This is a genomic window from Aeromicrobium sp. 50.2.37, from assembly GCF_024655735.1.
Classification (GTDB): Bacteria; Actinomycetota; Actinomycetes; order Propionibacteriales; family Nocardioidaceae; genus Aeromicrobium.
On the sequence record NZ_JANLGG010000012.1, the window covers coordinates 20,540 to 33,446 of the forward strand.

Genomic DNA, 12,907 nt, shown 5'->3' on the forward strand with positions numbered 1-12,907 from the left:
CGGGTGGGGGCTTCGTCGGTAGATGTGACGTCAGGCGCTCAGAACGAGGCCTCGTCGAGCTCCATGATGCTGGCGTCGACGTTCTCGGCCATGGCGCGCTCCGCGGTGAGGCGGGGCAGGACGTTCCGGGCGAAGAACGACGCCGCCGCGACCTTGCCCTCGTAGAAGGCCTTGTCGGAGCCGGTGACGCCCTCGTCGAGCCGGGCCAGCGCCACCTCGGCGCCGCGCAGCAGCAGCCACGAGACGACCAGGTCGCCCAGCACGTACACGAGGCGCGTCGTGTTCAGGCCGACCTTGTACAGGTTCTTGACGTCACCCTTCTCGTCGGCCGGGTTGCTGGCCATGAGGTCGGTGAACGCGGCACCCAGGATGGCCTGGGCGTCGTCGAGGGCCGTGGCGAGCAGCTCGCGCTCGACCTTGAGGCGACCGTTGCCGGCCTCGCTCTTCACGAACTCGCCGACCTGCTCGGCCAGGTAGCCGATCGCACGGCCCTTGTCCTTCACGATCTTGCGGAAGAACAGGTCCTGGCCCTGGATCGCCGTGGTGCCCTCGTAGAGGGTGTCGATCTTGGCGTCGCGGACGTACTGCTCGATCGGGTAGTCCTGCAGGAAGCCCGAGCCGCCGAAGGTCTGCAGCGACTCGGTGCCGAGCAGCACCCAGGAACGCTCCGAGCCGTAGCCCTTGACGATGGGGAGCAGCAGGTCGTTGACCGACTCCTCGAGGGAGGCGTCCTCGCCGGACTCCTCCTTCTGCATGATCGCGTCCTGCCACGTGGTCGTGTAGAACACGAGCGAGCGCAGGCCCTCGGCGAACGCCTTCTGCGTCATGAGCGAGCGGCGCACGTCGGGGTGGTGGGTGATCGTCACGCGCGGGGCCGTCTTGTCGGAGGCCTGCGTGAGGTCGGCGCCCTGCACGCGCTCCTTGGCGTACTCGAGCGCGTTGAGGTAGCCCGACGACAGCGTGGCGATGGCCTTGGCGCCGACCATCATGCGCGCGTTCTCGATGACGCGGAACATCTGGCTGATGCCGTTGTGCACCTCGCCGAGCAGCCAGCCCTTCGCCGGCTCGCCACCACCGGTGGACGGGTCGCCGAAGGTGACCTCGCACGTGGTGGAGACCTTGATGCCCATCTTCTTCTCGACGTTCGTGACGTAGACGCCGTTGCGCTCGCCGGTCAGGTCGCCGGTCTCGTGGTCGAAGTGGATCTTGGGGACGAGGAACAGGCTGAGGCCCTTGGTGCCGGGGCCGCCGGCGCCCTCGACGCCCTGGGGGCGCGCGAGCACGAGGTGCATGATGTTCTCGCTCATGTCGTGCTCGCCCGAGGTGATGAAGCGCTTGACGCCCTCGATGTTCCAGGAGCCGTCCTCGTTCGGGAACGCCTTGGTGCGGCCGGCGCCGACGTCGGAGCCCGCGTCGGGCTCGGTGAGCACCATGGTGGCGCCCCACTGACGCTCGACCATGTGGCCGGCGATCTTCTTGTCCCGCTCCGTGCCGTTCTCGAACACGATCCGCGCGAACGCGGGGCCGGCGGCGTACATCCAGATGGGCGGGTTGGCGCCCAGCACGAACTCGGCGGTGGCCCAGATGATGGAGGCGGGGGTGCGCTGGCCACCGAGCTCCTCGGGGACCTGCAGGCGCCACCACTCGGCGTCCATCCAGGCCTGGTAGCTCTTGACGAACGCGGGGTTCATCTTCACCGTCATGGCGCTGGGGTCGTAGACCGGCGGGTTGCGGTCGGCGTCGCCGAACGACGCGGCGAGGTCCTCGCGGGCGAGGCGGTCGACCTCGCCGAGGATGCTCTTGGCGGTGTCGAAGTCGATCTCCTCGAACGGGCCGGCGCCGAGGACGTCCTGGCGGTCGAACAGCTCGAAGAGGTTGAACTCGACGTCACGCAGGTTGCTCTTGTAGTGGCTCATGACTGCCTGTTCCTGGGTCGGGGGCGCGTGCGGAGCACGCATTCAGGGGTCCGGTGCGCGAGGATTACTCGTGAGTGCTACCGGCTGGTAACTTAAGTATCCGCAGATCAGGGGCTCGACACAAGTCATTCGGCCCACCTCGCACGATGTTCTTGGACACGTGCGCGACGGCGGCCGGTCAGCGCAGGAGCGTCGGCACGAGGTCCACGACGCCGTGCAGGTCGTCGACGACGTGGCCGGCGCCCGCGGCGCGCAGCTCGTCGGCGCTGCAGGGGCCGGTGGGGACGGCGATGCCGACGACGTCGGCCGACCGGCAGGCGTCCATGTCGTGCACGTGGTCGCCGACGTAGGCCGTGACGCCCCGCTCGCGGAAGACGTCGGCCTTGCCCTCGCGCCACACGTCGCCGACGACGTCGAGCTCGACCTCGAGGCGCTGCAGGTGCAGGCGGGCGTTGTGGGTGTTCTTGCCGGTGACGACGAACGCCTCGCCGCCGGCGTCGAGCACGGCCTGCACCGCCTCGCGAGCGCCGGGGAGCAGCTCGACGCGGGGGATCGCGAGCTCGGGGTAGAGCGCCCGGTAGCGGTCGGCCGCGGCGGGGACGTCCTCGGCCGCGAACCAGTTCGCCAGCTCGTGCTCGAGCGGCGGGCCCAGGCGTGACGTCACGCGGTCGACGTCGATCGAGGTGCCGGTCTCGGCGGCCAGCGCCCGGTACGTGGCGCCGATCCCCGGACGGGAGTCGACGAGCGTCATGTCGAGGTCGAACCCGACGACGAGGCGGCTCACGCCGTGAAGACTACGCCGCCACCGACCCGGGGGAGGTCGGTGGCGGCGTCGTGGGCCGGGGCGTCGGGACCCGGCCGGGTCGTGGGCTGGTCGCCCGGTCCTAGAAGCGCTTGGTGGGGATGCGGCCGTAGCCGTCGGTCGCGACGAGGTAGGCGGTCTTGGTGACACCGATGGTGACGACGATCGCGCCGAGCACGGAGAGAGCGAGCATGGTGGGGGCCTCCTCGGGAGGGTCGGGGGGTGGTTCTTCCCTCTCAGGATGGCCCCGCTCATCGTCAAGGACAAGCGAAGAGAACTACACGTAACGTGTAGCATCGCTACATGGATGTGCGTCGCCTCATGGTTCTCAGGGAATTGTCGGAGCGCGGCTCCGTCGGGGCCGTCGCCGACGCGATGAGGGTCACACCGTCGGCGGTCTCCCAGCAGCTGAAGGCGCTCGAGAAGGAGGCCGGCTACCCGCTCGTGGAGGCGGCCGGCCGGGGCGTCGCCCTCACCGAGGCGGGGCGCGCGCTGGCCCGCGCGGCCACCGACATCGCCGTGGCGATCGAGCGCGCCGAGGGGGACTGGCGCGCGTTCATGGAGCAGCCCGCGGGTCGCGTCACCCTCGTGACCTTCCCGACGGGTGGCGAGATGCTGCTGCCGGGTCTGCTGACCCGCATGGCCGAGCGGCCCGACGTCGAGCTGGTGTGCACCGACCTGGAGGACCCCGAGGCGGCCGGTGACCTGACCGCCGACCACGACGTGGTGCTGTCGGACGCGCCGACGACGTCGGCCACCTGGCACGAGCGGGGCCTTCAGGTGGTGCCGCTGATGAGCGAGCCGCTCGACGTCGCCCTGCCCGAGGACCACCCGCTCGCGCGGAAGGCGAGCCTGTCGCCCCGCGACGTGGTGGACGAGACGTGGATCGGGGTCCCGCCCGGCTATCCCTTCGACCGGGTGCTGGAGCAGGTGGTGGTGGCGACCGGCCAGCCGGTGCGGGTGGCGCAGCGCTTCGCCGACAACGGGGTGGTGGAGGCGATGGTCGCCGGCGGCCACGGCCTGGCGATCCTCCCGCGCTTCACCACCCGCGAGCACAGCAACGGCCTGGTCACCCGTCCGCTCATCGGCGTGCGCGCGCGCCGCGACATCTCCGCCGTGCTCCGTCCCGACCGCTTCGAGCGCCCCTCCGTCCGCCTCGTCGTCCAGGCCCTCCGCGAGGAGGCGCGGCTCGTCGCCGACGCCCACGGCGCCGCCTGACCGCGCCCGCCCCGACCCCACCGGATCAGCGATTCCCATCAGGTGATGGGAATCGCGAACCCACCTCGGGAATCCCCCACTCACCATGGCGGGCCCGCCATGGTGAGTGGGGGAGAACCAGGGTGAGTCAGGGGTCGAGAGAGGTCAGTCCTTGGCGAAGCGCGCCGCGAAGCGCTCGAACTCCGGGCTCGAGAGCGACTCGGCCTGGAACTGCGCCTCCACCTCGAGCGACGCGACGAGGTCCGACGTCGACGCGACGCGCACGGACTCCTTCACGTGCGCCATCAGCGCGGGGTTGCGCTCGCACCAGCCCAGTGCGAGCTCCCGGGCACGGGACGGTGCGTCGTCCACGAGCTCCTGTGCGATGCCGAGCCGGAGCGCGTCGTCGGCCCCGATCACGTCGCCGGCGTAGAGCGCGGCGGCGGTGTTGGCCGAACCGATGCGCTGGGTCAGCATCCAGGTGCAGCCGCCGCCGGGGTGCAGGCCGATCCGGGTGAAGGTCGGCCCGAAACCGGCCTTCGGTCCGGCCACGATCACGTCGCAGGCGAGCGCGATGTTGAGCCCCGCGCCGACGGCCGGCCCGTGCACCGCCGCGACGGTCGGGATGGTGAGGTCGCGGATCGGCAGGAACGAGGCGTAGACCTTCATCAGGTGGTCGCGCAGCTCGTCGACGGGCCGGGTGCGGTCACCGAACAGGTTGCCCACGTTGGCGCCCGAGCAGAACGCCCGCCCGGCGCCGGTCACGAGGAGGGCGCGGGCCTCCGGGTCGGCGGCCACGGTGGCCACCGCCTCGCGCAGCTCGTCGAGCAGCGGCCAGTCGAGCGCGTTGAGCCGCTCCGGGTCGTTCAGCGTGATGGTCCGCAGCGGACCGTCGGACTCCAGCAGCACGTAGGACATGCGGCGACCGTACCGGCGGGACGCCTCAGAGAGCGTGCCGGATGACGTCGGCCATGCCGGCGTAGCCGCGGTCGTTGGGGTGGAACCGGTCCTCGGCGAGGCGTCCGCGCCAGTCGCGCATGTGGGGGACCCGGAAGTCGGCGATCACGATCTCGCCGGCCCGTTCGTGGGCGTCGACGGCCCGGTTGAAGCGGGCGGCGGAGCGCTGCAGGCCGGGCTGGGTCGCGACGACGGTGCCGTGCGGCACGGCGTCGAGCAGCGTCTCGATCGCCGAGGGCAGCAGCCTGCTCCACTTGGGGCTCATGAGGTCGTTGTTGCCGATGAGCAGGGTGACGAGGGCGATCTCGTGGCCCTGCTCGCGGACCTGGTCCAGCGCCGGGAGCTGCCGCTCGAGCACGTCGAGCACGCGCGCACCGTTGAACGCGAGGTTGAGCACGGCGGCGTCGCGGATCCTCGCGGGCGGGTCGGCCGCGATCTGGCCGACCCAGCCGCGGTCCGGTGCGCTGGCGCCGATGCCCTGGGTCATGGAGTCGCCGAGCGCGACCCACAGCGGCCGGCCGGAGCCGAGTGCCCGACGGTTGCTGTCCTCCCACCACCGCGCGTAGGGCTCCACCTGGCCCATGACGCTGCGCACGCCGGGGAGCACCAGCGCGAGCTTCGAGACCACCGGCCCGGGCGGCCGATCGCTCAGGTTGGAGTAGTCGAACGTCGTCACGATCACCAAGTGAAGCAACGGTCGGGTGATCGCGCAGGTCAGGTGAGCGGTCTCACGCGTCAGCCGCGGGGGTCGCGCAGGTCGGCGCCGTCGCCCACGAGGAGGGGTCCGCCGGGCACGAGAGCGGCCGTGACGCGGGGGAGAGCCTGCGACGCGAGAGCGGGGTGGCGACCGTCGAGGGCGCCCACCCGCAGCGCGAACGCGAGGTCGTACGGCGCCTCACCGCGTTCGAGCGCAAGGTCCTCGACGGCGACCTGCCGGACGTCGAGGCGCCCGGCCGCGATCTCCGCAGCAGCGTGACGTCGGCACTGGCTGACGGCGGTCGCGGAGCGGTCGGTGGCCAGGACGAAGCCGTCGGGTCCGAGGCGTCGGACGACCTCGCGGGCGGCCGCTCCGGGACCGCACCCGATCTCGAGCACCCGCATCCCTGGCTCGAGCGGGAGCGCCTCGACTGCGGCCAGGATGCGGGCTGACGGCGAGGCGGGCACGCTCCCATCGTCGCCGCTCGCCCGCCGGTTGGGTACCCTGACGTCACCAGCCGATGTAGCTCAATGGCAGAGCGCTTGCTTCCCAAGCAAGACACGCGGGTTCGATTCCCGTCATCGGCTCCATCGCGCCGAAGGCGCTCCCTCGCCGTTGACGGGAATCGAGTCGGGCCCCCCTCCGCGCCGCAGGCGCCTCTCGTGGGATCCCGTCATCGGCTCCGAGCGCAGCGAGGTGACGCTGACGGGAATCGAGTCGGGCCCCCCTCCGCGCCGAAGGCGCCCCGCGAGGGATCCCGTCATCGGCTCCACACCGCGAAGCGGCCTCTCGAGGGATCCCGTCATCGGCTCCATCGCACCGAGCGGCTACGACCGTCCGCCGACGTCACCTCTGGCGGACGGGCGCGGTACTGCGCGCACTATCGTCGTCCCGACACGCACGGCGGCACCGCTGCCGGTCCACCGAGGGGGACACCCATGGCACGGCCCAACGTCGAGGCGCTCCGCAAGAAGCAGATCCTCCGGTCGGCCCTGCAGCAGATCTCCGAGCGCGGCGTCGTGGGGCTGCGGGTCTCCGACGTGGCGAAGGGAGCCGGAGTCTCCGGCGGCATCGTGCACTACTACTTCGACACGAAGGTCGACCTCATCCGGGCCGCCTTCGAGGAGAACGCGGCCCAGTCCCTCGAGCGGCGGGCCGCGATCTTCGCCGACGAGGACGCCGACGTCCGCAGCACGCTGCACGCCCTGGTCGACACCTACCTGCCGGCGGACGACACCACCACCGAGTCGTGGCGGGTCTGGATCGAGTGGTGGGCCGCCGCGCTGCGGGACGACGAGCTGGCCGAGGTGCACAACCGTGCCTACGAGGACTGGGCGGCGCGGGTGCAATCGGTGTTCGGCCGCGTCGACGGCATCGACGCCGACACGGCCCGGTCCCACGCCACGGTCCTGGTGGCGCTGCTCGACGGACTCACCATCCAGGCGCTCATGGGCTCGCCGACGATGACCGTCGACCACATGCGCGCGACCTGTCGACGCACCGTCGACCTGCTGCTCGCCGCTGGCTGACGCGGCTCCGTCCTCCCGCTCGGCCCTCGGGGAGCGAGCGGAAACTTCTGTCGGAAAGTTATTGACTGACGCGCCAGTTAACTATTAGCGTGGCGCAGGTCACGCGGCGTCGGCATCTCGTCGGCCCGCAGCATCACGAAGAAGCTGGAGTGCCTGTGCCCACCGCCCCGGAGTCGTCCGCCCCCTCCCTGTCGTCGTTCCGCGACCCGGGCTCCGTCGCCGTGGTCGGAGCCTCCGACGACCAGGCGAAGTGGGGCTACTGGCTCGCTCGAGGCGCCCTCGAGGGGCGGGGCCGTCGGGAGGTGTGGCTGGTGAACCGATCGTCCGACGTCGTCCAGGGCGAGCCGACCTTCCGCGACGTCGCCTCGCTCCCGGCGGTTCCCGAGCTGGTCGTCCTCTGCGTCCCGGCGGCGTCGCTGCCCACCGTCCTCGACGAGGCGCTCGCGGCAGGCTCGCGCGCGTTCCTGGCGATCACCGCCGGGGTGGCCGACGACGACAGGATCCGTTCGGCCCTGCAGGCGCACGGCGCCCGGATGGTCGGCCCCAACAGCCTGGGCCTCTTCGACGCCGGCAGCGACCTGCAGCTGGCCTGGGGCCACTTCACGGCCGGGTCGCTGGCGATCGTCTCGCAGAGCGGCCAGCTGGGCTCGGAGATCGCGAACCTCGCCGCCCGCGCCGGCATCGGGGTCTCCCGCTTCGTGTCCGTCGGCAACCAGCTCGACGTCACAGCCAGCGAGCTCCTCGACGACCTCGCGACCCACGCCGAGACCCGCACGGTCGCCCTCTACCTCGAGAGCTTCGCGGGAGGGCGGGACCTCGTCGCGACGATGCGCCGCCTGCGGTCCGCGGGCAAGCACGTCCTGGTCCTCGCAGCCGGTGCCAGCGAGGGCAGCCGACGGCTCGCCGCCAGCCACACCGGCTCCATGACGTCCGCCCTGGAGCTCGTCGACGCAGCGTGCCGCGCCGCGGGTGCCGTGCGCGTGCTGACCCCGACCGAGCTCGTGGACGCCGCGCGCCACCTGAGCGTGGCGCCGCTGCCACAGGGCCGGCGGGTCGCGGTCGTCAGCGACAGCGGGGGTCAGGGAGGCGTGGCCGCCGACCGCTGCTTCTCGCTCTCCCTCGACACGCCGGTCCTCGGCGACGAGCTCCAGCAGTCCCTGGCCGCGCTGCTCCCGGCGGGTGCCGCGGTGTCCAACCCCGTCGACCTGGCCGGCGCGGGCGAGGCGGACCTGCAGACGTACGCCGTGGTCTGTGAGCAGCTGGCCCGCTCGGGGGAGGTCGACGCGATCGTGCTGTCGGGCTACCTCGGGTGCTACGGGCAGGACACCCCGAGCCTGGAGTCGGCCGAGGTCGACGTGGTCGACCGTCTCGGTCGCCTGGTCGACGGGTCCTCGGTCCCGCTCGTGGTGCACACCATGAGCGCCGGGTCGGTGGCCGTCGACCGCATGTGGGAGCACCACATCCCGACGTACGGAGCGGTCGATCCCGCGGTCCGGTCGCTGGCCTACGCGCACCGCCTGGCCGACGACGTCGGGCGCGAGCTCCCGCAGGTCGCCTCACGTGCGCTGCACACGGGCGGCGGGTACTGGGCCGCTCGCACCCTGCTCCGGGACCTCGACGTCGCCGTCCCCGACGCTGTGCGGGTCACCGACGTCGCCGGCGTGCGCGGCGCGGCCGAGACCCTGGCCGGCCCCTGTGCGCTGAAGGCCGGGTGGCTCGCCCACAAGTCCGAGCACGGCGGGGTCGTCCTCGGGCTGTGCGACGCCGACGCCCTGGCAGCGGCCTTCGAGCGGATGCACCGTCGGCTCGGCGACGGCGAGTACGTCGTGGAGCAGATGGACGGCGCCACGGACGTCGTGGAGATGATCGTCGGCGCCCGCCGAGACCGCGACTTCGGCCCGGTCGTGACCGTCGGGGCCGGCGGTACCGAGGCCGAGCTGTGGCGCGACGTCACGACCGAGCTCGCCCCGGTCGACCGCAGCACGGCCTTCCACATGGTCGACGCGCTGCGGGTCCGGGCCCTCCTGGACGGCTGGCGGGGTCGCCCCGCCGCCTCCGTCGACGCCCTCGTCGACGTCGTCGTCGCCGTGTCGGCGGCCGTCGCGGCCGACCCGGGCCTCCTCGAGCTCGAGGTGAACCCGCTGCGGGTCTCGCCCAAGGGCGCCGTCGCCGTCGACGCGCTCGTCACGCTCGTGCGACCCGGAGCACAGCGATGAGGCGCGACGACGTGCTCATCGGCGGGTCATGGCGTCCGGTCTCGTCCACGACCGACGTGGTGAACCCCGCCGACGGCTCCGTCGTCGGGACGACGGCGCTCGCGACTCGCCACGACGTCGACGCCGCCGTCGCCGCGGCCGGTTCGGCTCTGCCGGCGTGGTCGGAGCTGACCCCTGGTGAGCGCGCTGCCCACCTCGATCGCCTCGTCGAGGTGCTCGAGGGTGACGCTGAGAGGCTCGTCGACCTGACCGTCGCCGAGGTCGGCGCACCGATCACGACGGTCCGACGGTGGCACGTCCACGCCGCGCTCGACGTGCTCCGCTCAGCGGCTGACCACGCCCGCCTCCTGGCTCATGAGCGCCGCGGAAGCGCGGTCCTGCTGCGACGAGCCACCGGCGTCGCCGCACTCGTGACGCCTTGGAACTATCCGCTGTTCCAGCTCGCGACGAAGCTCGGCCCGGCCCTGGCGGCCGGGTGCACGGTGGTGCACAAGCCGTCCGAGCTGACCCCGCTCAGCGCCTATGCGGTGGCCGAGGCAGCGCTCGTCGCAGGGCTTCCCGCGGGTGTGCTCAACCTCGTGCCGGGCACCGGTGCGGACGTCGGCGCGCCTCTCGTCGCCCACCCCGGCGTCGGCGTCGTCTCGTTCACCGGCTCGACCGAGGTGGGCCGGCAGGTCGCCGGGGCGGCCGTCACGAACCTCGCGCGGGTCTCGCTCGAGCTCGGGGGGAAGTCGAGCAGCATCGTGACCGACGACGTCGACCTGGAGCACGCGGTCCGGGCGACGGTCGAGTCCTGCATGCTCAACAGCGGCCAGACGTGCAGTGCGCTGACGCGGCTCCTGGTGCCGGCGGACCGGCTGGACGACGCCGTGCGCATCGCCGGCGCGCACGCCGACGCCATGGCGGTCGGCGACCCCACCGACCCGGACACCGAGCTGGGTCCGCTCGTGAGCGCCGCCCAGCTCGAGCGGGTCGACGCGCTGGTCGCTGCGGCCGTCGCCCGCGGCGCGCACGTCGCCACGCGGCGCACCGAGACTCCCGCCGTGGGGCACTACCGACGCCCGGTGGTGCTGAGCGGCCTCGCCCCGGACGACCCCGCGAGCTGCGAGGAGATCTTCGGTCCGGTTCTCGTCGTGCACGGCACCAGGGACGACGACCACGCCGTGAGCGTCGCGAACGCCACGCGGTACGGCCTGTCCGGTGCCGTGTGGTGCGACGACGACGACCGTGCCTTCGCCATCGCCGCCCGGCTCCAGACCGGACAGGTGCTCGTCAACGACGCCGAGTTCTCCGTCGAGTCGCCGTTCGGTGGCTGGAAGCACTCGGGCTTCGGGCGCGAGCTGGGTCCAGAGGCCCTCCACGAGTTCACCGAGCTGACGACCGTCCAGTTCTAGCCACCCCCACCCACGACCTCACCACCACAAGGAGCTCCGAGATGCCTCAGCCCACCGTCGAGTACTGGCCGCTCACCCAGGACCAGCGCGACATCGTCGAGCTCGTCAGCAGGTTCGCCGCAGACGAGATCCGCCCCCGCGGCCGGGCGGTCGACGAGGCCGACACCGAGTCGCCGGTCGACGTGTTCGAGAAGGCGGCGACGATCGGGATCACCGACTTCATGCTCCCGGAGAAGTTCGGTGGCGGCGGCTACACCGACGTGTTCACGCAGTGCCTCGTGCAGGAGGCGCTGTGCTGGGGCGATCCCGGCATCGGCAACTTCGTGTGCTCCAACGGCTTCTTCGCCGACCCCCTGCTCGCGCTCGGCAGCGAGGACCAGAAGGAGCGGTGGCTCCGCCCCCTCACGGGCCCGACGCCACTCTTCACCGCGCTCGCGACGACCGAGCCGGGCTCCGGCTCCGACGCCGCGTCGATCGTCACGCGCGCCGAGAGGGTCGACGGCGGCTACGCCATCACCGGCCAGAAGGCGTGGATCTCCAACGCCGGCCTGGCCGACCAGTACGTGGTGTTCGCCAAGACCGACACGACCCTGCGCTCCCGCGGCGTGACGGCGTTCCTCATGGAGAAGGACACGCCCGGCATGACGTTCGGCGAGCCCATGAAGAAGATGGGCCAGCGGGCGATCGTCTGCCGCGAGGTCTTCCTCGACCATGCCTTCGTGCCCGAGGAGAACCGGCTCGGGGAGGAGGGACAGGGCTTCAGCGGCCTCATGGAGACCTTCGACGTCTCCCGCGTCGTGCTGGCGGCCGCGGCCACCGGCGCGGCGCGTGCCGCCTACGAGTACGCCCTCGCGTACGCCCGCGAGCGCACCCAGTTCGGCAAGCCGATCATCGAGCACCAGGCGGTCGCGTTCCGCCTCGCCGACATGGCCACACGCATCGAGTCGGCCTGGCTGATGACCCTCCACGCCGCCCGGCGCCTCGACGCCGGCGAGAACGTGAACGGCCTGGCCGCGATGGCCAAGCTGCAGGCGTCCGAGACCGCGATGTTCGTGACCCACGCCGCCGTCCAGACGCTCGGGGGCTGGGGCTACTCCCGCGAGTACCCCGTCGAGCAGTGGATGCGCGACGTGAAGCTGGAGGAGATCGAGGAAGGCACCTCCGACATCATGCGCCTCGTCATCTCCCGCAACCTCTGAGACCGGAACGAGGAACCCCATGATCCGCACCGACTTCACCGAGATGTTCGGGGTCGAGCACCCCCTCGTCTGCGGGGGCATGACCGGCCTCGGCGTCGCCGAGCTCATCGCCCCCGTGGCGGAGGCCGGCGCGCTGGGGTTCCTGACCGCGCTGACGCAGCCGACCCCCGAGGCGCTCGCCGCCGAGATCGCCCGTACGCGCGAGCTGACGGACAGGCCGTTCGGCGTGAACCTGACGATCCTGCCGACGCGGGAGCCCGTGCCGTACGACGAGTACCGCGCCGCGATCGTCGAGTCCGGCATCACTGTCGTCGAGACGGCCGGTTCGTCCCCTGAGCCGCACCTGCCCGACTTCCACGCCGCCGGCATCAAGGTCATCCACAAGGCGACGAGCGTGCGGCACGCGCTGTCGGCCCAGCGCAAGGGCGTCGACGCGATCAGCATCGACGGGTTCGAGTGCGCCGGGCACCCGGGTGAGGACGACGTACCGGGACTCGTGCTCATCCCCGCGGCGGCCCGGGCGCTCGACGTGCCCGTCATCGCCTCCGGTGGTCTCGCCACCGGCGCCGGACTCGTCGCGGCCCTCGCGCTGGGCGCCTGCGCGGCGAACATGGGCACGCGGTTCATGGCCACCACCGAGGCGCCGATCCACGAGAACGTGAAGCGGCAGATCGTGGCGAACGACGAGCGCGACACGGTGCTCGTGTTCCGCGAGCTCCACAACACCGCGCGGGTGGCGCGCAACGCGGTGTCCGAGGAGATCCGGGCCATCGGGTCGCGGCCCGGCGCCACGTTCGACGACGTGGCCGAGCTCGCGTCCGGTGTCCGGGGGCGGCGCGCGGTCCTCGGCGAGGGCGACCTCGACGGCGGCATGTGGTGGGCCGGGCAGTCCCAGGGCCTGGTCACCGAGGTGGCCTCCGTCCGCGAGGTCGTCGACACGATCGTGGCCGAGGCCACCGATCTGCTCGGCACCTTGCCGGCCCTGCGGGTGGGATGAGGC

11 protein-coding genes and 1 tRNA gene are annotated in these 12,907 nt (G+C 72.1%); 7 read left to right on the forward strand and 5 right to left on the reverse strand.

Annotated elements, in window-relative coordinates:
• Positions 1–38 precede the first annotated feature (38 nt).
• Positions 39–1,916 (reverse strand): acyl-CoA dehydrogenase, encoded by a 1,878-nt coding sequence (locus tag NUV38_RS08055; protein ID WP_257728631.1) that lies wholly within the window; start codon positions 1,914–1,916, stop codon positions 39–41.
• Positions 1,917–2,094: 178 nt separating this feature from the next.
• Entirely contained in the window at positions 2,095–2,700 is a 606-nt protein-coding gene (locus NUV38_RS08060) for an HAD family hydrolase (protein WP_257728632.1), read from the reverse strand.
• 321 nt (positions 2,701–3,021) lie between these two features.
• Here NUV38_RS08060 and NUV38_RS08065 point away from each other — a divergent pair, with 321 nt between their 5' ends.
• Positions 3,022–3,936: a LysR family transcriptional regulator gene (locus NUV38_RS08065; RefSeq protein WP_055962690.1), complete on the forward strand. Its 915-nt coding sequence runs from the start codon at positions 3,022–3,024 to the stop codon at positions 3,934–3,936.
• A 144-nt stretch (positions 3,937–4,080) separates the two neighbouring features.
• Here NUV38_RS08065 and NUV38_RS08070 read toward each other — a convergent pair whose 3' ends face one another.
• From NUV38_RS08070 to NUV38_RS08080, 3 genes are read right to left on the reverse strand one after another with little or no spacing between them, the layout of a single operon-like run.
• The gene (locus NUV38_RS08070) at positions 4,081–4,833 is read right to left on the reverse strand and encodes an enoyl-CoA hydratase (protein ID WP_257728633.1); all 753 of its coding nucleotides are present in this window, start codon (positions 4,831–4,833) and stop codon (positions 4,081–4,083) included.
• A 25-nt stretch (positions 4,834–4,858) separates the two neighbouring features.
• Positions 4,859–5,548, reverse strand: coding sequence for an SGNH/GDSL hydrolase family protein (locus tag NUV38_RS08075; protein WP_257728634.1), 690 nt, complete (start codon positions 5,546–5,548; stop codon positions 4,859–4,861).
• Positions 5,549–5,607: 59 nt separating this feature from the next.
• Positions 5,608–6,036 carry a cyclopropane-fatty-acyl-phospholipid synthase family protein gene (locus tag NUV38_RS08080; RefSeq protein WP_257728635.1) on the reverse strand — a complete coding sequence of 143 codons (429 nt, stop codon included), beginning with the start codon at positions 6,034–6,036 and terminating at the stop codon, positions 5,608–5,610.
• Between the two features lie 49 nt (positions 6,037–6,085).
• On the opposite strand from NUV38_RS08080, the gene NUV38_RS08085 reads away from it, so the two are divergent.
• The 6 genes from NUV38_RS08085 (at position 6,086) to NUV38_RS08110 (ending at position 12,904) form a co-directional block, all read left to right on the forward strand.
• A tRNA-Gly gene (locus NUV38_RS08085) sits at positions 6,086–6,159 on the forward strand.
• Positions 6,160–6,507: 348 nt separating this feature from the next.
• A complete protein-coding gene (locus NUV38_RS08090) occupies positions 6,508–7,098 on the forward strand; it encodes a TetR/AcrR family transcriptional regulator (RefSeq protein ID WP_056573942.1) in 591 nt (196 codons plus the stop codon).
• Between the two features lie 149 nt (positions 7,099–7,247).
• Positions 7,248–9,314: an acetate--CoA ligase family protein gene (locus NUV38_RS08095; RefSeq protein ID WP_257728636.1), complete on the forward strand. Its 2,067-nt coding sequence runs from the start codon at positions 7,248–7,250 to the stop codon at positions 9,312–9,314.
• Positions 9,311–10,708: an aldehyde dehydrogenase family protein gene (locus NUV38_RS08100; RefSeq protein WP_257728637.1), complete on the forward strand. Its 1,398-nt coding sequence runs from the start codon at positions 9,311–9,313 to the stop codon at positions 10,706–10,708. Before NUV38_RS08095 ends, NUV38_RS08100 begins: the two co-directional genes overlap by 4 nt.
• A gap of 41 nt (positions 10,709–10,749) precedes the next feature.
• Entirely contained in the window at positions 10,750–11,907 is a 1,158-nt protein-coding gene (locus NUV38_RS08105) for an acyl-CoA dehydrogenase family protein (protein WP_257728638.1), read from the forward strand.
• 19 nt (positions 11,908–11,926) lie between these two features.
• Positions 11,927–12,904: a nitronate monooxygenase family protein gene (locus NUV38_RS08110; RefSeq protein ID WP_257728639.1), complete on the forward strand. Its 978-nt coding sequence runs from the start codon at positions 11,927–11,929 to the stop codon at positions 12,902–12,904.
• Positions 12,905–12,907: the final 3 nt, after the last annotated feature.